The sequence below is a fragment of the Klebsiella sp. D-Nf1 genome, from assembly GCF_002810515.1.
In the GTDB taxonomy this organism is placed as follows: Bacteria; Pseudomonadota; Gammaproteobacteria; order Enterobacterales; family Enterobacteriaceae; genus Klebsiella; species Klebsiella variicola.
The window spans coordinates 360,354-380,803 of record NZ_PIOK01000002.1 but is presented as its reverse complement, the minus strand read 5'-3'; the positions used below and the strand labels follow the sequence as shown (position 1 = coordinate 380,803).

At 57.8% G+C, this 20,450-nt stretch carries 19 protein-coding genes and 1 pseudogene; 11 read left to right on the top strand and 9 right to left on the bottom strand.

The window, feature by feature from the left end; translation table 11 throughout:
* Positions 1-9: 9 nt before the first annotated feature.
* On the bottom strand, positions 10-540 hold the full coding sequence (rppH, locus tag CWM54_RS11860; protein ID WP_004205443.1) for an RNA pyrophosphohydrolase: 531 nt from the start codon (positions 538-540) through the stop codon (positions 10-12).
* A 453-nt stretch (positions 541-993) separates the two neighbouring features.
* On the opposite strand from rppH, the pseudogene CWM54_RS11850 reads away from it, so the two are divergent.
* The 5 genes and pseudogenes from CWM54_RS11850 to CWM54_RS11830 all read left to right on the top strand — a co-directional run.
* Positions 994-1,134: pseudogene (locus CWM54_RS11850) on the top strand (hypothetical protein); the annotation flags it as partial.
* 88 nt (positions 1,135-1,222) lie between these two features.
* Entirely contained in the window at positions 1,223-1,918 is a 696-nt protein-coding gene (gene mutH / locus CWM54_RS11845; protein ID WP_047666896.1) for a DNA mismatch repair endonuclease MutH, read from the top strand.
* A 63-nt stretch (positions 1,919-1,981) separates the two neighbouring features.
* Positions 1,982-2,695 carry a TerC family protein gene (locus CWM54_RS11840; protein WP_100697178.1) on the top strand — a complete coding sequence of 238 codons (714 nt, stop codon included), beginning with the start codon at positions 1,982-1,984 and terminating at the stop codon, positions 2,693-2,695.
* A 123-nt stretch (positions 2,696-2,818) separates the two neighbouring features.
* Complete coding sequence (locus CWM54_RS11835; RefSeq protein WP_002915974.1) at positions 2,819-3,037, top strand: YgdI/YgdR family lipoprotein; 219 nt, start codon at positions 2,819-2,821, stop codon at positions 3,035-3,037.
* A 219-nt stretch (positions 3,038-3,256) separates the two neighbouring features.
* On the top strand, positions 3,257-4,297 hold the full coding sequence (locus tag CWM54_RS11830; RefSeq protein ID WP_100697177.1) for an NADP(H)-dependent aldo-keto reductase: 1,041 nt from the start codon (positions 3,257-3,259) through the stop codon (positions 4,295-4,297).
* Positions 4,298-4,400: 103 nt separating this feature from the next.
* On the opposite strand, the gene lplT is transcribed toward CWM54_RS11830, so the two are convergent.
* Entirely contained in the window at positions 4,401-5,594 is a 1,194-nt protein-coding gene (lplT, locus tag CWM54_RS11825) for a lysophospholipid transporter LplT (RefSeq protein WP_100697175.1), read from the bottom strand.
* A complete protein-coding gene (gene aas, locus CWM54_RS11820) occupies positions 5,587-7,746 on the bottom strand; it encodes a bifunctional acyl-ACP--phospholipid O-acyltransferase/long-chain-fatty-acid--ACP ligase (RefSeq protein ID WP_100697173.1) in 2,160 nt (719 codons plus the stop codon). Before aas ends, lplT begins: the two co-directional genes overlap by 8 nt.
* Before the next feature lie 621 nt (positions 7,747-8,367).
* Between aas and galR the strand changes: the two genes are divergently transcribed.
* Positions 8,368-9,384, top strand: a complete 1,017-nt coding sequence (galR, locus tag CWM54_RS11805) for an HTH-type transcriptional regulator GalR (RefSeq protein WP_061153410.1) — start codon at positions 8,368-8,370, stop codon at positions 9,382-9,384.
* On the opposite strand, the gene CWM54_RS11800 is transcribed toward galR, so the two are convergent.
* The 4 genes from CWM54_RS11800 to CWM54_RS11785 all read right to left on the bottom strand — a co-directional run bounded on the left by CWM54_RS11800 (position 9,345) and on the right by CWM54_RS11785 (position 13,434).
* Positions 9,345-9,824: a GNAT family N-acetyltransferase gene (locus CWM54_RS11800; protein WP_100697171.1), complete on the bottom strand. Its 480-nt coding sequence runs from the start codon at positions 9,822-9,824 to the stop codon at positions 9,345-9,347. The genes galR and CWM54_RS11800 overlap by 40 nt on opposite strands.
* Complete coding sequence (locus CWM54_RS11795) at positions 9,821-10,594, bottom strand: GntR family transcriptional regulator (RefSeq protein ID WP_004205433.1); 774 nt, start codon at positions 10,592-10,594, stop codon at positions 9,821-9,823. The genes CWM54_RS11800 and CWM54_RS11795 overlap by 4 nt, the downstream gene beginning before the upstream one ends.
* Positions 10,595-10,661: 67 nt before the next feature.
* Positions 10,662-12,089 (bottom strand): glycoside hydrolase family 1 protein, encoded by a 1,428-nt coding sequence (locus CWM54_RS11790; RefSeq protein ID WP_100697169.1) that lies wholly within the window; start codon positions 12,087-12,089, stop codon positions 10,662-10,664.
* Between the two features lie 7 nt (positions 12,090-12,096).
* Positions 12,097-13,434 carry a PTS sugar transporter subunit IIC gene (locus CWM54_RS11785; protein ID WP_100697167.1) on the bottom strand — a complete coding sequence of 446 codons (1,338 nt, stop codon included), beginning with the start codon at positions 13,432-13,434 and terminating at the stop codon, positions 12,097-12,099.
* A gap of 299 nt (positions 13,435-13,733) precedes the next feature.
* On the opposite strand from CWM54_RS11785, the gene CWM54_RS11780 reads away from it, so the two are divergent.
* The gene (locus CWM54_RS11780) at positions 13,734-14,735 is read left to right on the top strand and encodes a LacI family DNA-binding transcriptional regulator (RefSeq protein WP_162493303.1); all 1,002 of its coding nucleotides are present in this window, start codon (positions 13,734-13,736) and stop codon (positions 14,733-14,735) included.
* Here the strand turns inward: CWM54_RS11780 and lysA are convergent.
* Positions 14,728-15,990 carry a diaminopimelate decarboxylase gene (gene lysA / locus CWM54_RS11775; RefSeq protein WP_004181191.1) on the bottom strand — a complete coding sequence of 421 codons (1,263 nt, stop codon included), beginning with the start codon at positions 15,988-15,990 and terminating at the stop codon, positions 14,728-14,730. The genes CWM54_RS11780 and lysA overlap by 8 nt on opposite strands.
* A gap of 137 nt (positions 15,991-16,127) precedes the next feature.
* Here lysA and CWM54_RS11770 point away from each other — a divergent pair, with 137 nt between their 5' ends.
* Positions 16,128-17,054 carry a LysR family transcriptional regulator gene (locus CWM54_RS11770; RefSeq protein ID WP_008806342.1) on the top strand — a complete coding sequence of 309 codons (927 nt, stop codon included), beginning with the start codon at positions 16,128-16,130 and terminating at the stop codon, positions 17,052-17,054.
* Here the strand turns inward: CWM54_RS11770 and CWM54_RS11765 are convergent.
* Complete coding sequence (locus CWM54_RS11765) at positions 17,020-17,733, bottom strand: aspartate/glutamate racemase (RefSeq protein WP_100697165.1); 714 nt, start codon at positions 17,731-17,733, stop codon at positions 17,020-17,022. The genes CWM54_RS11770 and CWM54_RS11765 overlap by 35 nt on opposite strands.
* Positions 17,734-17,872: 139 nt before the next feature.
* Here CWM54_RS11765 and CWM54_RS11760 point away from each other — a divergent pair, with 139 nt between their 5' ends.
* From CWM54_RS11760 to CWM54_RS11750, 3 genes are all read left to right on the top strand, one after another.
* The gene (locus tag CWM54_RS11760; protein ID WP_012540645.1) at positions 17,873-18,199 is read left to right on the top strand and encodes a cupin domain-containing protein; all 327 of its coding nucleotides are present in this window, start codon (positions 17,873-17,875) and stop codon (positions 18,197-18,199) included.
* A gap of 454 nt (positions 18,200-18,653) precedes the next feature.
* Positions 18,654-19,544, top strand: a complete 891-nt coding sequence (locus tag CWM54_RS11755; RefSeq protein ID WP_004205419.1) for a carbohydrate ABC transporter permease — start codon at positions 18,654-18,656, stop codon at positions 19,542-19,544.
* Entirely contained in the window at positions 19,537-20,439 is a 903-nt protein-coding gene (locus CWM54_RS11750) for a carbohydrate ABC transporter permease (RefSeq protein ID WP_100697163.1), read from the top strand. Before CWM54_RS11755 ends, CWM54_RS11750 begins: the two co-directional genes overlap by 8 nt.
* Positions 20,440-20,450: the final 11 nt, after the last annotated feature.

Here is a 20,450-nt window from a genome sequence, read left to right as displayed (position 1 = left end):
GTGCGTGGCTTAACCTCTTTTACGTCGATATGCAGGCGCGCTTTGCGGCTTAGGTGCACTCTCCGCCAGCGACATGGTCACGCTGGCGAACTCTTTCATCACCCGGCGGTAGACGTCGCGCTTGAACGACACCACCTGGCGAACCGGGTACCAGTAACTCACCCAACGCCAACCATCAAATTCAGGTGTACTGCTGGTTTGCATATTGATGTCCGCATCGTTGCCGATCAACTGCAAAAGAAACCACTTTTGTTTCTGGCCGATACAAACCGGCTTTGTGTCCCAACGCACCAAACGTTTAGGCAACTTGTAACGCAGCCAGTTACGGGTTGAGGCAAGGATCCGCACATCTTTACGGCTTAACCCGACCTCTTCAAACAATTCCCGATACATCGCCTGCTCTGCGGATTCTCCTGGATTTATGCCCCCTTGCGGGAACTGCCACGAGTGCTGACCATAGCGTCGGGCCCACATGACCTGGCCCTGACGATTACAGATTACAATACCGACATTTGGGCGGTAGCCATCGTCATCAATCACCGGACTACCTCAAGATAAGCTTCAATGTGAATGATTGTTTCACACTCGCCGGAAACGGTAAACCACTCTGTTCGCACACTGAGAACGGATAACATTTGAATAACTCACAGTAATTGCCAGAGTTATAAACAATGAATGCGGTTGGCGCCCTATTTTATTCACTTTTTCTGTGGATAGAGTTGTGAAGAAGTACGGAATTACCCCGGGAAAACCCGGAGTAATCTGAACATCGCACCGCTAACACCTTAAAATAATGATAGCATATTCATTAAGTTAGAATATATTCCTTTCACTTATTACAGCGTAACGTGACGATCATCACATATGCGATCCGCTGACTGATGAAAGATCGAGCAATGTCGATTTTATCCACAGATTACGCGCAGACCGCGGGCAGGTTTTCTCTAAAATTTCGATTTTCGTCGCACGTCAAGGCTGTAAATCGAACCAGTAGTGAGGCTTTTCCCCAGTTATCCCACTTTTCTGTGGATAACATGGTGTAAGATCCTGTTTATTGTCAGTGACCAGTTCTGGAAAACCTGTTTTCACGGTTTTCACCCGCGGCGAAATAAGTTTAAAAACTCATATAAATCATGGTATTGGTATAGTTACTCAGAAAACGGTAAACTCTATCCACAACGCGCAAAAATAGCGCTCATTTTTTAGCCAAAGGTAGCGACCTATGCCCACTATCGCCCCTCTCTCCTCGCCGCCGCAAAGTCAGGAACAGTTGCTGGCCCAGGCCCGTCAGCTGGCTGGCTATTCGCTGGGCGAGCTGGCGGCGCTGGCCGGGATCCCCATTCCGCGCGATCTGAAACGCGATAAAGGCTGGACGGGCATTTTGCTGGAGCTGTGGCTGGGCGCCAGCGCAGGCAGTAAACCCGAGCAGGATTTCGCCGCGCTGGGGGTCGAGCTCAAAACGATCCCCATCGACAGCCAGGGACGTCCGCTGGAGACCACCTTCGTCTGTGTCGCCCCGTTAACCGGCAATAGCGGCGTCACCTGGGAGAGCAGCCATGTGCGGCATAAGCTGCAGCGCGTCCTGTGGATCCCGGTGGAGGGTGAGCGCACCATCCCGCTGGCGGCACGGCGCGTCGGCGCACCACTGCTGTGGAGCCCCGACGAAGACGAGGAGCGCCAGCTGCGCATGGACTGGGAGGAACTGATGGATCTCATTGTTCTGGGCGAAGTTGAGCGCATTACCGCCCGCCACGGCGAGGTGCTGCAGTTAAGACCGAAAGCCGCCAACAGCAAGGCGCTGACCGAGGCCATCGGCGCGCACGGGGAGACGATCCTGACGCTGCCGCGCGGCTTTTACCTGAAAAAGAATTTTACCGCCGCCCTGCTCGCCCGCCATTTCTTGTTACAACACGATTAATTTTTTGTTCTGCGTTAGGGCTTGCATATAATTGCTGCTTTCTATTTTGCAGGACTTTGAACAATGTTATTTGCATGGATAACCGATCCTAACGCCTGGCTGGCGCTGGGCACGTTGACGCTGCTGGAGATCGTGCTCGGGATCGATAATATTATTTTTCTCTCTCTGGTCGTGGCCAAGCTCCCCACCGCCCAGCGCGCCCATGCGCGTCGGATCGGCTTAATGGGGGCGATGCTCATGCGCCTGGCGCTGCTGGCCTCTATCGCCTGGGTGGTGAAACTGACTAACCCGCTGTTCAGCGCCTTCGGACATGAGATTTCCTTTCGCGACCTGATCTTGCTGCTCGGCGGACTGTTCCTTATCTGGAAGGCCAGTAAAGAGATCCATGAATCTATCGAAGGTGAAGAAGAGGGGTTGAAGACGAACGTCCACTCCTTCCTCGGCGCTATCGTGCAGATCATGCTGCTGGATATCATCTTTAGCCTCGATTCAGTGATCACCGCCGTCGGCCTGTCGGATCATCTGTTCATCATGATGGCGGCGGTAGTGATTGCGGTGGGGGTGATGATGTTCGCCGCGCGACCTATCGGCGATTTTGTTGACCGTCATCCTTCGGTGAAAATGCTGGCGCTGTCGTTTCTGATCCTCGTCGGCTTTACCCTGATGCTTGAAAGCTTCGACGTCCATGTGCCGAAGGGATACATCTACTTCGCCATGTTCTTCTCTATTGCGGTGGAGAGCCTTAACCTGCTGCGCAATAAGAAAAACCCGCTGTAAACCACAAAATTGCAGCCTGGTCACAGGCTGCAACCCTTTTTCAGACTTTACTGCTTTTTATGTCTCACAAATCAGGCTATTAATAGAAGGGTATGGGGTGCAGCTACTCAAGAGGTGATGACGATGAAAAAATGGGCAGTATTGATTTCCGCCGTAGGACTGGCGTTCTCGGTTTCCGGTTGCAGCAGCGATTACGTCATGGCGACCAAAGATGGGCGAATGATTCTGACCGACGGTAAACCTACCGTGGATGACGATACCGGTTTAATCAGTTACGAAGATCAGCAGGGTAATAAAATGCAGATCAATCGTGACGACGTTTCGCAAATCATTAAGCGTTAATCTTTCCCCGTCGGCCCCAGCCTCTGTTGACGCTGCGCTTACCGACAACCAGTCTTTTGAGAAGAGTCGGGATACACCAGGACACCGCGGGTTCCACCCACCGCCCTCCTCGTCACCCGGCTTTTTTGATTTTTTACTTCCTCTTTTTCTCACCCTCTGCCATGTTGATACTCCTTTGTCGGGGAATGCCTGACCTTATAAATAAAAAGGAAGCTGGCTATGCAGTATCACCGTATCCCACACAGTTCTCTTGAAATCAGCACCCTCGGGCTGGGGACCATGACCTTTGGCGAGCAGAACAGCGAGGCCGATGCCCATCAGCAGCTCGACTATGCGGTTGCCAATGGCATCAATCTGATCGATGTCGCCGAAATGTACCCCGTCCCGCCGCGCCCGGAAACTCAGGGGCTGACCGAAACCTACGTCGGCAACTGGCTGGCGAAACGCGGCAATCGCGAAAAGCTGGTGCTGGCCTCCAAAGTCAGCGGGCCCGCGCGTAATAACGACAGCAGCATACGGCCTAATCACGTCCTGGACCGCAAAAATATCCGCGAGGCGCTGCACGCCAGCCTGAAGCGGCTGCAGACCGATTATCTCGACCTGTATCAGGTACACTGGCCGCAGCGCCCAACCAACTGCTTTGGCAAGCTGGGCTATACCTGGGCTGATGCCGCGCCCGCAGTGACCCTGCTGGATACCCTCGAAGCGCTGACCGAGTTCCAGCGAGCCGGGAAGATCCGCTACATCGGCGTGTCGAACGAAACCGCCTTCGGCGTGATGCGTTATCTGCACCTGGCGGATAAGCACGACCTGCCGCGGATTGTGACCATTCAGAACCCCTACAGCCTGCTGAACCGCAGCTTTGAAGTTGGCCTGGCGGAAGTCAGCCAGTTCGAAGGCGTGGGGCTGCTGGCCTACTCCTGCCTGGCTTTCGGCACACTGACCGGGAAATATCTCAACGGCGCCAAACCGGCAGGGGCGCGTAACACGCTGTTCAGCCGCTTTACGCGCTACAGCAGCGAACAGTCGCAGAAAGCGGTAGCGGCCTATGTGGATATCGCCAAACGCCACGGCCTCGATCCGGCGCAAATGGCGCTGGCCTTTGTGCGTCGGCAGCCATTTGTCGCCAGCACCCTGCTGGGCGCGACGACCATGGCGCAGCTGCAGGCCAACGTGGAAAGTTTGCAGCTTGAGCTGAGTGAAGAGGTGTTAGCGGAGATTGAAGCGGTGCATCAGGTTTATACCTACCCGGCACCGTAAGAAAGCAAAGCCCCGGGTGGCGGCGTATACGCCTTACCCGGGCTACCGAAGAGCAGACATTGGTGAACCCGTCGCCCGGTTAAGCGCAGCGCAAGCCGGGACGTTATTTACGCCGCCCCCAGACCCACAGCGCAGCAATGGCCACGGCAAAGACCGCACCAAACCCTACCCCAACGGCGACCGGCGGAACGCCCACGCTCACCGCCAGGGAATAGAGCCCCAGCATCAGCAGCATCGCCACGTTTTCGCCCAGGTTCTGTACCGCAATCGCGTTACCTGCCCCGACCGAATGTTTCCCACGCTCCTGCAGCAGCGCGTTCAACGGTACGATAAAGAACCCGCCGAACACCCCGAGCAGTAACAGCAGACCGAACGCCGGCAGCAGCGACTGCTGCACCGCAAAGGCCATCACGGCGATACCGATCAATATTCCCGCCGGCATACAGCGCGATACCGTCTCCAGGGTCACCAGCTTCGCCGCCGCCCCGGCCCCCAGCACAATCCCCACCGCCACCATCGCATTGAGATAGGTAGGCATGGCGTTGCTGGTAATGCCCAGCGCCACCGGCACCCAGATCACCAGCAGGAAGCGCAGGGTCACGCCAGCGCCCCAGAACAGGCTGGTCCCCATCAGCGAAAAACGGGTTTCGCCGTTGCGCCACAGCGTGCGGCAGGCGCTGAAGAAGCTGTGCGTCATTGGCTTAAAACGCCACGACTGCCCCGGACGCGCCGCCGGCAGCCTGGGTATCCACAGGTTTGCCACTACCGCCCCGCCGTAGACCAGCGCGCAGACGATCAGCGCCGCCAGTACGTGCCAGTCGGCGAGGATCCCGCCAGCCATCGAGCCCAGCAGGATCGCCGCGATGGTCGAGGACTCCATCAGTCCGTTAGCCTTCACTAACTTATCGCCGGTGGTCAGTTCGCCGAGAATGCCATACTTGGCCGGCGAATAGGCGGCGGCGCCAATCCCTACCAGCGTATAGCCGATAAACGGATTGACGCCAAAGCAGATACAGCCGGCGCCGAGCAGCTTCAGACCGTTGGCCACCATCATCACCCGGCCTTTGGCAAAGCTATCGGCAAACTGGCCGACAAAAGGAGCAAAAAGAATGTAAGCGCCCACAAACAACATCTGCAGGACCGGCTGGCTCCACTCCGGATAATAGAGCTGCTTCATCAGCGCCAGGGTGGCGAAGAGAAGCGCGTTGTCGCCGAAGGCCGACAGGAACTGGGCGCAGATCACCGCCATCATCCCTTTCGAGTACAGCGAAGGGTTAGTATGTACTGACTCACTCATGGGTTGTTTCCGCCTCGTCGACCATGTTTTTCAGGGTGACATAGTCTGGCTTGCCGCTGCCGAGCACCGGCAGTTGCTTCAGCCAGCGTATATCTCGCGGTAACGCCAGCTCCGGTACTCCGTGCTGGCGAGCGTAGCGCAGCAGGGCTTCGCGAGTCAGTTCATTATCGGTGGTAAACAGCACCAGCGCCTCGCCTTTGCTGGCGTCCTGTTTAATCGCTGTGGCGTGCATCTTGTCCGGCGACGCGCCGAGGGCCACCTGCTCCACCATCTCCAGGGAGATCATCTCGCCGGCGATTTTGGCGAAACGCTTAGCGCGGCCCTGAATGCGAACATAGCCCTGCTCGTCGAAGGTCACGATATCGCCGGTGTCATACCAGCCCACTTCCTTCTCACCGTGCTGGTTTTCCGCCGCTGGCGCTTCCAGTACCCCGGGGTTTTCCACCCGCAGGTAGCCTTTCATGATGTTTGGCCCTTTCAGCTGCAGTCGTCCCCCTTGCTCGATGCCAGGCATCGCCAGCAGGCGGGCGTCCATCCCCGGCAGGATACGGCCCACGGTGCCGACCTTCGCCGCCATCGGCACGTTAATCGAGACCACCGGCGCGCACTCGGTCACGCCATAGCCTTCAAGAATGCGCAGGCCGAATTTATCCTGCCACAGCTGTTTGGTGCTCTCCTGCAGCTTCTCCGCGCCGGCGACCACGTAGCGCAGGTGGTAGAAATCATACGGATTAGCGAAGCGGGCATAGTTGGCGAGGAAGGTCGAGGTACCGAACAGCACCGTGCAGTTGCGATCGTAGACCAGCTCCGGCACCACGCGATAGTGCAGCGGGCTGGGATAGAGAAACACTTCTGCCCCGGTAAACAGCGGCGTCAACAGACCGACGGTGAGGCCAAAGGAGTGGAACAGCGGCAGCGCCGACATAAAGCGGTCGTTGGCGGTAAAGTCGGCGATGGTTTTGATCTGCTCGACGTTTGCCAGCAGACTCTTATGGCTGTGCACCACCCCTTTCGGATTGCCCTCTGAGCCGGAGGTAAAGAGGATCATCGCCGCGTCTTCCGGCTGCTGCTTAACCTGCGCCAGACGCGGCGCCAGCAGATGACCGAAAATCCATAGTTTGTCCGCGGGGGTGATATCGCCTTTGAGATCTTCCAGGAACACCCAGCGCACCTGGGTCAGCTGCTCCGGCAGATGCCAGAGTTTGCCTTTATCGAGGAAGGTGCGTGAGGTAAAAATAGTGTTGATTTCCGCAGCGGCTATCGCGCTGCTGAGCCCTTTCACCCCAGCGGTATAGTTCATCATCGCCGGAATGCGCCCGCGAGCGATAGCGCCGAAAATCACCGCCGCGCTGATGCCGGCGTTGGGTAGCATCAGGCCGATCTTCTCGCCCTGCTGGCTGTATTTTTCCAGAATGCGGGCGACAAACAGGGTTTTGGTCAGCAGCTTGCGATAGGTATCCGGCTGGAAGTTGATATCCTCCACGCAGGGTTTGCGCGCGCCGAAGCGGTCCTGCGCCGCCAGCAGCGACTCATACAGGGTTTCCCGCGGACGCACTGCCATCCGGGCTTCCATCATGATTTGATGCAGCATTTCTCCGGCGATTTTCCGCCGGTCGCGGGCGCGCGGCGCCTCGGGCATCGGCAGATGGGTGGGCGGCAGCAAATGCAGCTGAATACGCGGGAACAGGCGACGCTTCACCAGCCCCTTCAGCCGGCTGAACGGCGTCAGTTCGGCGCCTTCAATGCGTAACGGCACGATGGTCGCCTGCGATTTGGCGGCGACAAAGGCGGCGCCGTCATAAATTTTCATCAGCGAGCCGCTGACCGAAATTCGCCCCTCCGGGAAGATAACCACCGGCCGCCCCTGCTCAATCAGGCGCACCAGATGTTTGATCGACATCGGTTTGGTCGGGTCCAGCGGCACAAAGTCGATAATCGGCGTCAGCGCGCGCATAAACCAGCGCTGGCTGATTGAGCTATAGACCGCAAAAACCGGTCGGACCGGCAAAAACAGTGCCAGCAGAATGCCGTCGAGGAAAGAGACGTGGTTCGGGGTAATTAAGACCTTTTGCTGGTATAAAGCCTGCGTGTCGCCGGTCAGTCTGACCCGGTATAACCCCTTGAACAGCAGTCTGAAAAATCCCAAAAGCATAACAACTCCATGTGACCGGTTGATGAGTCAAAGCAGGTTACACGAGAAGGCGTGGGAAAGCAGTGCAGCGGGGAGATTTTCGGAATAAAAAAAACCTGCGCATCTGCGCAGGTCGGTGTAAGACGTTCAGTACGAAGAGCGTACTTAAGAAACTCACCTATCAATACCTCTGGGATCTCGATTGTCGCGTTTTTCGACCGTAACGGGCCAGCGGGAAAACGCAAGGGAGTGAGCCTAAGTGCAACCAGGTATTACGATTTTCGGTATCTGTAACAACGTCGACGGCGGGCAAAAAAAAACCTGCGCATCTGCGCAGGCTGGTGTAAGTAAAGTGGTCAACTTGGCGTTGACTCCACCTATCAATACCTCTGGGATAGCCAGAATATCAACCTGATCCGCGAACAAACCAGCGAACATTCGCAACAGCACATCGCAAAGTGTAAGCAAAGGTTTGTATTTCCCTGCGCCGGTTTCAATTAGCGATGGCGTCAATGTAAACAGGTTACCCATAAGCCCGGTCTGAATCACATTTGCGCTATTCCTTCGCCGCCGCGCCTTGAATCTGCCGCTCTTTCCCGTAACATAGCAGTATGTAAACGCTTACCCTATAAAAGGCATGGTATGGCGACAATTAAGGATGTAGCCCGACTCGCAGGAGTCTCCGTCGCTACCGTCTCCCGCGTCATCAATAACTCTCCCAAAGCCAGCGAAGCCTCGCGTCAGTCCGTGGGCGCGGCGATGGAAACCCTGAACTATCACCCCAACGCGAACGCCCGGGCACTGGCCCAGCAGTCAACGGAAACCGTCGGCCTGGTGGTGGGTGATGTCTCCGACCCCTTCTTCGGCGCGATGGTCAAAGCCGTCGAACAGGTGGCTTACCGCACCGGCAACTTTTTGCTGATTGGCAATGGCTACCACAACGTGCAGAAGGAACGCCAGGCGATAGAGCAGTTGATCCGCCACCGCTGCGCGGCGCTGGTGGTGCACGCCAAAATGATCCCTGATGAGGAACTGGCGGGGTTAATGAAGCAGATCCCCGGCATGGTGCTGATCAACCGCATCCTGCCCGGGTATGAAACCCGCTGCGTAGCACTGGACGACCGCTATGGCGCCTGGCTGGCGACCCGCCATTTGATCCAGCAGGGGCACACGCGTATCGGCTATCTGTGCTCAAACCACCATATCTCCGATGCGGAAGATCGGCTGCAGGGGTACTACGCGGCGCTGGAAGAGAGCGGCCTGCCGTGCAACGACCGGCTGGTCGCCTTTGCTGAACCGGATGAAAGCGGCGGCGAACAGGCAATGACCGAACTGCTTGGCCGCGGCCGCCACTTTAGCGCCGTCGCCTGCTATAACGACTCGATGGCCGCCGGCGCGATGGGCGTACTGAACGACAACGGCATCGACGTGCCGCGGGAGATTTCGCTGATTGGCTTCGACGATGTCCTGATCTCCCGCTATGTCCGCCCGCGGCTGACCACTGTGCGCTACCCGATCGTCACCATGGCGACCCAGGCGGCCGAGCTGGCCTTAGCGCTGGCGGAGCACCGCCCGGCGCCGGAGATCACCCACCTGTTCAGCCCAACGCTGGTGCGCCGTCATTCGGTGGTGGCCCCGCTGGAAGGCGATAAATCGTAGCGATAGAGGTACACGGCAGTGGCCGGGTAATCCAGCCCCTCGCCGAGGTAGCGCCAGCCGAAGCGTTCATAGAAATCCCGGCAGGCGGAGTAGAGATAGAGCTCCCGAAAGCCCGCGCGGCGGGCATAATCGATCACATGCCGCTGCAGTTTTCCGGCCAGCCCCTGACCGCGGGCGGCGGGCGCGACGTACAGCGCCGCCAGCCAGGGAAACAGATCCTGGCGGCTGATCAAATCGCAGCGCCAGAGGCCAATCGTGCCGAGCAACTGCTCGCCTTCCACGGCAATAAAGGTCAACGGCAGCGCCTCCGCCGTCTGGCTATGCTGCACAATGCTGGCGAAAAACTCCCGCGGCAGCGTCTCGCCGCCAAAGGCGTGCCACAGCCAGTCGGTCACCTGCGGGGCGTACTGCGGCGCAGCGTACAGCGGCAGGATCGTCATACCAGCTTCCCCTGAAAAATCGGCACCGAGTCGAACAGATAGCCGTCAAAGTCGGGGGCGTCTTCATCGGACAGCTCCAGCAGACTGTTTTTGACATTTTCCAGATGCTGCCACATCGCCTGCCAGGCGCCCATCACATCGCGACGCCGCAGCGCGGCGAGCAGCGTCTGTCGGTCACCGAGCCACTTCAGCCGCCAGGCACGGCTGGCAATATGCACATTGAACTGCTGCCACAGCGGGCTGCTGTCCATCTGCAGCCAGATCCGCTCTACCGTCGCCAGCAGCATCTGGTTCTGCGTCGCCCCGGCCAGCACCAGATGAAACAGACGAGCGTTATCCTGCGCGGTGTCGTTGAGAGCGATAGCCCGCTGCTCCTGCTCGATAATCCGCTTCAGATTGTCGATATCGGCGCGGGTGGCCATTTTCGCGGCAAAGGCGGCTATATTGCTCTCCAGCAGCTGGCGCGCCTGCAGAATTTCAAACGGACCGACGTCGCTGCTGAGCAGTTGCTCCTCTTCGCTGTCGTTCTCGTGGGGAATACGCATGACGTACACCCCGGATCCCTGACGAATATCCACCGTCCCCTGCAGCTCCAGCATCAGCAGCGCTTCGCGCACGATGGTCCGGCTGACGCCGTAGGTTTCGGCAATATGGCGTTCCGGGGGCAAACGCGACCCGACCGGGTAGCGCCCCTGCGCGATCTGGGCGCGTAAGTCATCACCAATCTCCTGATAGGGCTTCTTTTCCGGCGGAATTATCGCTTTTTCCACAAAATCACCTGTGCGTTACATGCCTGCGAGTCAAATACGCCGCTATCTTAGCAAATATTGCCCCCGGCTAGCGGTATTCATCATCGATATCCAGCACCAGTTCACGCCGTTCGCCCAGCTGACGAAACCAGTGCGCCGAGGCTTTGGGTCGCCGGGCGCGATGGTTTTGCAGGTCGATTTCGATAAGCCCGTAGCGGTTTTTAAAGGCGTTCATCGGCGATACGTTGTCGGTAAACGCCCACAGCATATAGCCCTGGCAGTTGGCCCCTGCCTCGCGGGCGCGCAGGGTGTGCCACAGATGTTCGCTGATGAAACGGATGCGGTAACTGTCATCGATGGTGCCTTCGCGGTTACGGAACTGGTCTTCGTTTTCCACGCCCATCCCGCTCTCCGCAACGAACCAGGGGATGTTGCGATAGTCATTTTTTATCCGCATTGCCATATCAAAGATGATTTGCGGGTAGATTTCCCAGCCGCGGGAGGCGTTCATCCGCCGGCCGGGCAGCTCAAACGGCTCATAATACCAGGCCGGATGAAACGGGGTATGCGGATGCCAGGCCCGCGACGGGGCTTTGACCCGGTGCGGGTAGTAAAGATTAATCCCCAGCTCATCGACGGTGTGCTCGCGGATAATCGCCAGATCCTCCTCGCTGGCGTCCCACGTCACCTGATGCTGTTCGAGCAGTGCAAGAAGCTCCGGCGGCCAGACCCCGTGCACCAGCGGGTCGAGGAACATGCGGTTGTAGAACAGATCGTAGATCTCCGCCGCGCGCAGGTCATGAGGGGCGCGGGAGCGCGGATAGGTCACCTCCGGATTGAGGATGCAGCCGACGGTCCCGGGATAGCCGAGCTCACGAAACCGCTTCACGACGTTGGCGGTGGCCAGCACCTTATGGTAGTTCCACTGCATCCAGGTGCTGGTGTTCTGCTCATAGGGCCAGCGCAGGGCATCCAGATAGACCCGGGTCTGCACCACGATCGGCTCATTAAAGGTAAACCAGCGGGTCACCTTCGGGTGGTAGCGGGCAAAGACCTGCTCCGCGTAGCGCACAAACAGCTCGATCACCGTTTTCGACCCCCAGCCGCCATACTTTTCCAGCAGATAGCCGGGTAATTCATAATGCTCAAGGCAGATCATCGGCGTGATGCCGTTGGCCAGCAGCGCATCGAACAGCTGGTCGTAATAGGCCGCATACTCCTCATCCACCGTGATGTTTTCATAGTCGGTCAGAAAGCGCGACCAGTTGATTGAGGTGCGGTAGTGGGTCAGCCCGGCCAGCTTCATCAGCTGCACATCTTCCTGAAAACGGTTGATAAAATCGGTGGCCACCGCCGGGCCATAGCCGTTATGCCAGACGTGGCGGTCGTTTTTGTACCAGAGATCGGGCCAGGAGTCCTGCCCCGGTTTTTTCCCGCTCCAGCCCTCGGTCTGCCAGGCGGAAGCCGCCGCGCCAAGGATAAAATCATCGGGAATGGTCATCCGTACGGTAGTCATAGGCTCCTCAGACAGGGTTGGCGGTCTGTTGATTGTCGGCCTGACGCTGTGCGGCATCGGCACGGCGGGAGGCGATTTTGACGAAAGGCAGATAGATAAGCACCGCGGCCACGATGCAGATAAGCTGAGTCACCACCGCCCCCATCGAGCCGGCGGTGGAGAGCCAGGCGTTGATCAGCGGCGGCGTGGTCCAGGGCACCATCACCACCGCCTTGCCGGCGAAGCCGGTCAGGGTGGCGAAATAGCCGATGCTGCCGGTCACCAGCGGGGTGATGATAAACGGGATAGCGAGGATCGGGTTGAGCATGATCGGCATTCCGAAGATCACCGGCTCGTTAATATTGAACAGTCCCGGGCCTATCGACAGCTTGGCGATCTCTTTCATCTCTTTGCGCTTCGTGGCGATCATCACCGCAATCAGCAGGCCGATGGTCAGCCCCGAACCGCCAATGCTCATGTAGACGTCCCAGAATGGCATCGTGATAATGTTCGGTACCTCTTTTCCCTGCTCAAAAGCGCTCATATTGACGGTGATCGCCCCCAGCAGCAGCGGCTCGCGGATCGGCTTGATCATCTGGTTGCCGTGAATGCCGATCACCCAGAACAGCTGGGCGACGAACATCAGCAGCAGGATCCCCGGCAGGCTCTGCACCACCCGCTCCAGCGGCTGCTGCACCACCTGGTAGACCGCATCATAGAGATACATCCCCGTCAGCTGGTGAAAGAGAAAACCAAAGGTGGCGATCGCGGTGGTGGTGATGATCGCCGGGATCAGCGCGGAAAAAGAGGCGGAAACGTTCGGCGGCACGGTATCCGGCATTTTAATTTTCAGTCCCTTGCGCCCCTCCAGCCAGCAGTAAATCTCCACTGACAGAATGGCGATGAACATCCCAAGGAACAGACTGCGGGTATCGGAGAACTGGCGCAGCAGGACATCTTTCACCACGTGCATCTGGCCATCGACCATCATCTCCACCGTCGTCGGCGTCACGCAGATAAAGCAGATCACCGCCAGCAGGCCGGGAAACAGGCTTTTGATGCCGTTGATCCGCCCCAGCTCAATACCGATCAGAAACACGGCGCCGATATTGAGGAAATTGAGCGTGGCGTAGTTGAGCGCGCTGGTGATCGGCTTCAGCGCCGCGAGAAAGGAGAGCGAGGAAAAGCTGGCGAGCCCATTCTTCGGATCCAGCACCATATTGGAGATCAGTACCGAAAAGGCCCCGACGATGATCACCGGCATCAGAGTAATAAACGCCGATTTGATCGCCATAATGTAGCGATAGCTGTTGAATGTCGTCGCGAAACGCCCCAGCGCGTCGATCAGTTTGTCCTGTAATGCCATAAAAGAGTACCTCAGAGTAAAGGGCTTATTGCGGCCAGGTGAACAGCCAGAGACTTTTGGCATACCAAAACATAGTCGCCAGGCAAAAACAGTTCTGTGACAGCGCTCGCAACGCGCAGTGTGGTATCCCAAATAACTGATAAAATCGACATTGGCATGCCAGAGTATGTCGGCTCGTCAGTTCCTGCCAAAAGCGTGATCGCGATGGTTTTTCCGCCCCGCCCCGTCGATATGTCCCTTTTCGGTCTGTGATAAACTGCGCCTTACCACGTGAAATCAGGAATCGATGAATGGCTACAATGCTGGATGTCTCAATTCGCGCAGGCGTCTCGAAAGCGACGGTTTCCCGCGTGTTGAACGGCACAGGTCAGGTGAAAGAGAGCACCCGCCAACAGGTCTTTAAAGCGATGGAAGAGCTGGGCTACCGGCCGAATTTTCTCGCGCGCTCGCTGGCCAATCAGACCAGCAATAGTATCGGGCTGGTCGTCTCCACCTTTGACGGCTTCTATTTTGGCCGTCTGCTGCAGCAGGCGTCACGCCAGACGGAAGCCTGGGGAAAGCAGCTTATCGTCACTGACGGCCATGATACGCCGGAGCGCGAAGAGGAAGCGGTGCAGATGCTCGCCGACCGGCAATGCGATGCGATCATCCTCTATACCCGGCACATGAGCGAAAAGGCGATCATGTCGCTGATTAATTCGATCGCCATGCCGTTGGTGGTGATTAACCGCGATGTGGCGCAGGCCCGCGAACGCTGCGTGTTCTTCGAGCAGCAGGAAGCCGCCTTTCAGGCCGTGGAGTATCTGATTACCCAGGGCCACCGCGATATCGCCTGCATGACCGTCCCGATGCACACCCCTACCGGCCAGGCTCGCCTGCAGGGCTACCGCAACGCGCTGATAAAACATGGTATTGAGTGGGATCCGAGCCGGGTGAAGTACGGGGACTCGACGATGACCCGCGGCTACGAACTGTGCCGGGAACTGCTGGACGAGAAAGCCCGCTTCAGCGCGCTGTTTTCCTGTAACGATGATATGGCGCTGGGGGCGTCAAAGGCGCTGCATCAGGCAGGGCTGCGTATTCCGCAGGATGTGTCGCTGTTTGGCTTCGACGATGCGCCAAGCGCGAAATGGCTGGAGCCGGGGCTGTCGACGGTCTATCTGCCGATCGACAACATGATCACCACGGCTATAGATCAGGCGATCAAGCTTGCTAACCAGCAGCCGATAGAAACGATCCCGCCGTTTACCGGCACGCTGGTGTTGCGCGAGTCGGTAACGACGGGACCTTTTTTTAAATAAGCTCTAAGGCCAGCAGCTCCTGAATGGTCTGGCGACGGCGGATCAGCCGCGCCTTGCCGCCATCAAACAGCACCTCCGGCAGCAGCGGACGGCTGTTATAGTTGGATGACATCGAGGCCCCGTAGGCGCCGGTGTCATGGAGCACCAGATAATCCCCTGGGGCCACCGCTGGCAGCAGGCGGGTCTCGACTTTGCCCCCTTCCTGCTGGGTAAAGACGTCCCCGGATTCGCACAGCGGCCCGGCCACCACGGTTTCCACCTGCGGTGCGGCGCTGAGATCGCGACCATCCGCCGCCAGGGCGGTGATATGGTGATAGCTGCCGTACATCGCCGGACGCATCAGATCGTTAAAGCCGGCGTCAATCAGCACAAAGTGACGGCTGCCCATCTCTTTCACGCTGCGCACCTGCGACACCAGCACGCCGGACTCGGCCACCAGGAAGCGTCCTGGCTCAATCTCCAGTTTTACCGGGTGCCCCAGATGGGCCGCGATCTGCTCCCGGGCGCGGTTCCACAGGCCATAATAGTGGGCGGTGTCGATGGCTTCTTCACCTTCGCGGTAAGGAATCGACAGACCGCCGCCGGCGGAGATGGCCTGCAGATCCTGGCCAAAGTCGACGACCTGACGCACCATCGCGCCGCACACCTGCTCCAGGTGACCGTAGTCAACGCCAGAGCCAATATGCATATGGATCCCGACCAGCTGCAGCTGATAGCGACGCATCACTTCCAGCGCCGCCGGCAGGTGGCTGTACCAGATGCCATGCTTGCTGTTCTCCCCGCCGGTATTGGTTTTCTGGCTGTGGCCGTGACCAAAGCCCGGGTTGACGCGTAGCCAGACGCGATGGCCCGGCGACACCTCGCCCAGCTGGCTCAGCATGTCGATCGAGCCGGCGTTCACCGGGATCTGTAACGCCTTCACCCGATCGAGGGTGGCGTCGTCGATCAGATCGGCGGTAAAGACGATATCCTCTGGATTCTGCTGCGGATCGTAGCCCGCCGCCAGCGCCCGCTCGATCTCCCCCAGCGACACCGAGTCCACCTTCACCCCCTGCTCACGCATCAGACGCAGAATATGAATGTTAGAGCAGGCTTTTTGCGCAAAACGCACCACGTCAAACTGGCTGAGCTGGGCAATCTGGCGGCGAATAATCTGCGCATCATAGACCCAGACCGGACAGCCAAATTCCGCGGGCAGGCGCAGCAGGTTGTCTGCGGTCAGGTCAGTATCGGTGGCGTAAAGCGAGTGTGGCATAAGAACTCCGGTGCAGTGCGTGTGTTGGTCGCTGTTTTTTTTCGATTACGCCACAGTGGCGGACGAATAAAAAATATCGTTTTATCGCGACTCTATGCAAAAATGATATGGTTACAGCCAAGCCTCACGGAGACCGCATGCCAGCCGTTAATTTGCGTCATATCGAAATCTTTCACGCGGTGATGACCACCGGCAATCTGACCGAAGCGGCGCGGATGCTGCACACCTCGCAACCCACGGTCAGCCGCGAGCTGGCGCGCTTTGAGAAAGTGCTCGGCCTGAAGCTGTTTGAACGGACCCGCGGTCGCCTGCAGCCGACGGTGCAGGGCCTGCGTTTGTTTGAGGAGGTTCAGCGTTCCTGGTACGGCCTGGACCGCATCGTCAGCGCCGCCGAGAGCCTGCGCGAGTTCCGCCAGGGCGAGCTGTCGATCGCCTGCCTGCCGGTCTTTTCCCAGTCCTTTCTGCCGCTGCTGTTGCCGCCGTTTCTCGCTCGCTACCCGGAGGTCAGCCTGCAGATCGTCCCCCAGGAGTCGCCGCTGCTGGAGGAGTGGCTCTCCGCCCAGCGCCATGACCTCGGCCTGACGGAGACCCTGCATACCCCGGCGGGCACCGAACGCACCCCACTGCTGACGCTGAATGAAGTCTGCGTGCTGCCTGCCGGCCATCCGCTGGCGGTGCAGACGACGCTGACCCCCGCCGATTTTCAGGGCGAAAACTACATCAGCCTGTCGCGCACCGACAGCTATCGCCAGCTGCTCGACGCCCTGTTCCTTGAGCATCAGGTTAAACGGCGGATGGTGGTCGAAACCCACAGCGCGGCCTCGATCTGCGCCATGGTGCGCGCCGGCGCCGGGATCTCGGTGGTGAATCCCTTGACCGCCCTGGATTATGCCGATAGCGGCGTGGTGGTGCGCCGCTTTAGCGTCGAGGTGCCGTTTACCGTCAGCCTGATCCGCCCGCTCCACCGCCCGCGATCGGCGCTGGTCGACGCCTTTGTTGCACACCTGCAGGAGAGTCTGCCGCAGATCCTCACACCGCTGGCGTCGGTCCTGCAGAGAGCATAAAGTTGACCGCGTCTTCTGCGTGGATCGCCGCGGTGTCAAAGACCGGCAGCGGGCTGAGCTCGGCAGGCACCAGCAGGCCAATTTCCGTACAGCCGAAAATAACCCCTTCCGCCCCCTGCTCCGCCAGGGCGGCGATCACCTGCAGATAATAATCCCGCGACGCCTCGCTGAAGGTGCCGAGACAGAGCTCGTCGAAGATGATCTGATTGATCCGCGCCCGATCGTCGGCCTCGGGGATCAGCGTCTCGATGCCAAACTGCTCCTGCAGACGGCCGCGGTAAAAGGTCTGCTCCATGGTATAGCGGGTGCCCAGCAGCGCGACCCGGCGCTGGCCTTTGGCGGCAATCGCCCGCCCGGTGGCATCGGCAATATGCAGGAAGGGAACCTGGCAGCGGGCGGCGATGGCATCCGCGACTTTATGCATAGTGTTGGTGCACAGGACAATGCCTTCGGCCCCCGCCTGCTGCAGCCCAACCGCGGCTTCAGCAAGGATCTCCCCGGCGCGATCCCAGTCGCCGGCGGACTGGCACGCTTCGATGTCGTGAAAATCGACGCTGTGCAGCACCAGGCTGGCAGAGTGCAGGCCGCCCAGTCGCGCCTTAACGCCCTCATTGATCAACCGATAATAGGGGATCGTGGACTCCCAGCTCATGCCGCCTAACAGGCCAATGGTTTTCATCTTCTGCTCCTTATGTCGTTTCTGCCAGTGAAGCAAACTTGTGATCAACTTTCCACTTCTCTGGCCGTGTATTTCTTTTTTATGAAGAGTGGGATAAGTTAAATGAAACAATGTTTCACTTTAACAACAGGACCGCCCGATGTTTATTTTCCATAAAGACACCACCCTTGAAGACCTCGGCAATGGCGTAACCCGCCGCATTCTGGCCCACGACGGTAAAATGATGGCCGTGGAGGTGAATTTTGCCGCCGGCGCCGTCGGCCCGATGCATAACCATCCCCACGAACAGCTCACCTATGTGCTCTCCGGTGAGTTTGAATTCACCATCGGCGAGGAGACGCGCGTCGTCAGCGCCGGCGATACGTTGTATAAGCAGCCAGGGATCATGCACGGCTGCGTCTGCCTGCAGCCAGGCACGCTGCTCGATACCTTCACGCCGGTCCGCGAAGATTTTCTCTCTCGCTGATCCATGACGGGGGCGTTCACCGTCCCCGGTTTACGTCTTACCGCAGGCATTAAAAAAGATGCCGTCACAATCATTATCCTGGTAATAATATTTTTCGCTCAGTTAACGCTGAATCTTCATTCTTTTCAGGTTCCCGCAGGCCCCTAAAATGCTTACCACCTCACCTTTTTGAAACATCGTTTCGACTTTGATCACATTTCCGCCCAGATCTGCATGACGCAGAAACAAATTGCAATAAAATGAAATTAAAACGGTGTTTTATAAAAAATATAGCCGTATAAAAGCGAGCCTGAAAGCACGCTATTTGTCGGCCCAGTTAGAGGCTAACCCATTTATTAACAAGGAAATGTTATTCGGGGAAAACGTTCAGACACTTTTGCGTTGTCAGCAGTAAAAGGCCGACAGCGCCGCATCACCGAATCCGTATTACAACGCGTAAGCCAGGTAGGTATGTATGAATGAAAACAAGCTGCTGGGATTGGCATGGATATCGCCCTATATCATCGGGCTGATCGTCTTTACCGCTTTTCCCTTTGTTTCATCTTTCTTTCTCAGTTTTACTGAGTACGACTTGATGAGCCCGCCGGTATTTAACGGCATCGAAAACTATCGCTATATGTTGACCGAGGACAGCCTGTTCTGGAAATCGATGGGCGTGACCTTTGCCTACGTTTTTTTAACTATTCCCTTAAAACTGGCTTTCGCCCTCGGCATTGCTTTTGTGCTCAATTTCAAACTGCGCGGCATCGGCTTTTTCCGTACCGCCTACTACATTCCGTCGATTCTCGGCAGCTCGGTGGCTATTGCCGTGCTGTGGCGCGCCCTGTTCGCCATTGACGGTCTGCTGAATAGCTTCCTCGCCGTCTTTGGCATCGATGCCGTCAACTGGCTGGGGGAGCCTTCGCTGGCGCTGATGTCGGTCACCCTGCTGCGCGTCTGGCAGTTTGGCTCCGCGATGGTCATCTTCCTCGCCGCGCTGCAGAACGTTCCGCAGTCGCAGTATGAGGCGGCGATGATCGACGGTGCCTCAAAGTGGCAGATGTTCATGAAGGTCACCGTGCCGCTGATCACTCCGGTCATTTTCTTCAACTTTATTATGCAGACCACTCAGGCGTTCCAGGAGTTTACCGGCCCGTACGTGATAACCGGCGGCGGCCCGACCTATTACACCTACCTGTTCTCACTCTATATCTACGATACCGCCTTTAAGTACTTCGACATGGGCTATGGCGCCGCGCTGGCATGGGTGTTGTTCCTCGTCGTCGCGGTCTTTGCATCGATAGCCTTTAAGTCATCGAAATACTGGGTCTTCTACTCCGCCGATAAGGGAGGCAAAAATGGCTGATATTCAACAGATGGCGCCGGTAATGAGCAACGCCGATCGTGAGGTCGCTCGTACGCTGCGTCGGGAAAAGGTAAGTCGGGTGGTACGCTACGTCGTGTTGATATTCGTCGGCCTGCTGATGCTCTACCCGCTGGCGTGGATGTTCTCCGCCTCGTTCAAGCCGAACCATGAGATCTTCACCACCCTCGGACTGTGGCCTGCCCACGCGACCTGGGACGGGTTTATCAATGGCTGGAAGACCGGCACCGAATACCATTTCGGCCACTATATGCTTAACACCTTTAAATATGTGATCCCGAAGGTGGTGTTAACGATCATCTCCTCCACCATCGTGGCGTACGGCTTTGCACGCTTTGAGATCCCGTGGAAGAAGTTCTGGTTCGCAACGCTCATCACCACCATGCTGCTGCCAAGCACCGTCCTGCTGATCCCGCAGTACCTGATGTTCCGTGAAATGGGGATGCTGAACAGCTATCTGCCGCTGTACCTGCCGCTGGCCTTCGCCACCCAGGGATTCTTTGTCTTCATGCTGATCCAGTTTCTGCGCGGCGTCCCACGCGATATGGAAGAGGCGGCGCAGATCGACGGCTGCAACTCCATCCAGGTGCTGTGGTACGTGGTCGTGCCGATCCTCAAGCCGGCCATTATCTCGGTGGCGCTGTTCCAGTTCATGTGGTCGATGAACGACTTTATCGGCCCGCTGATCTACGTCTACGGCGTCGATAAGTATCCCATCGCGCTGGCGCTAAAAATGTCCATCGACGTCACGGAAGGCGCGCCGTGGAACGAAATTCTGGCAATGGCGAGTATCTCCATTCTGCCGTCCATCATTGTCTTCTTCCTGGCTCAACGCTACTTCGTGCAGGGCGTGACCAGCAGCGGAATCAAAGGTTAAGAGGGAAATAT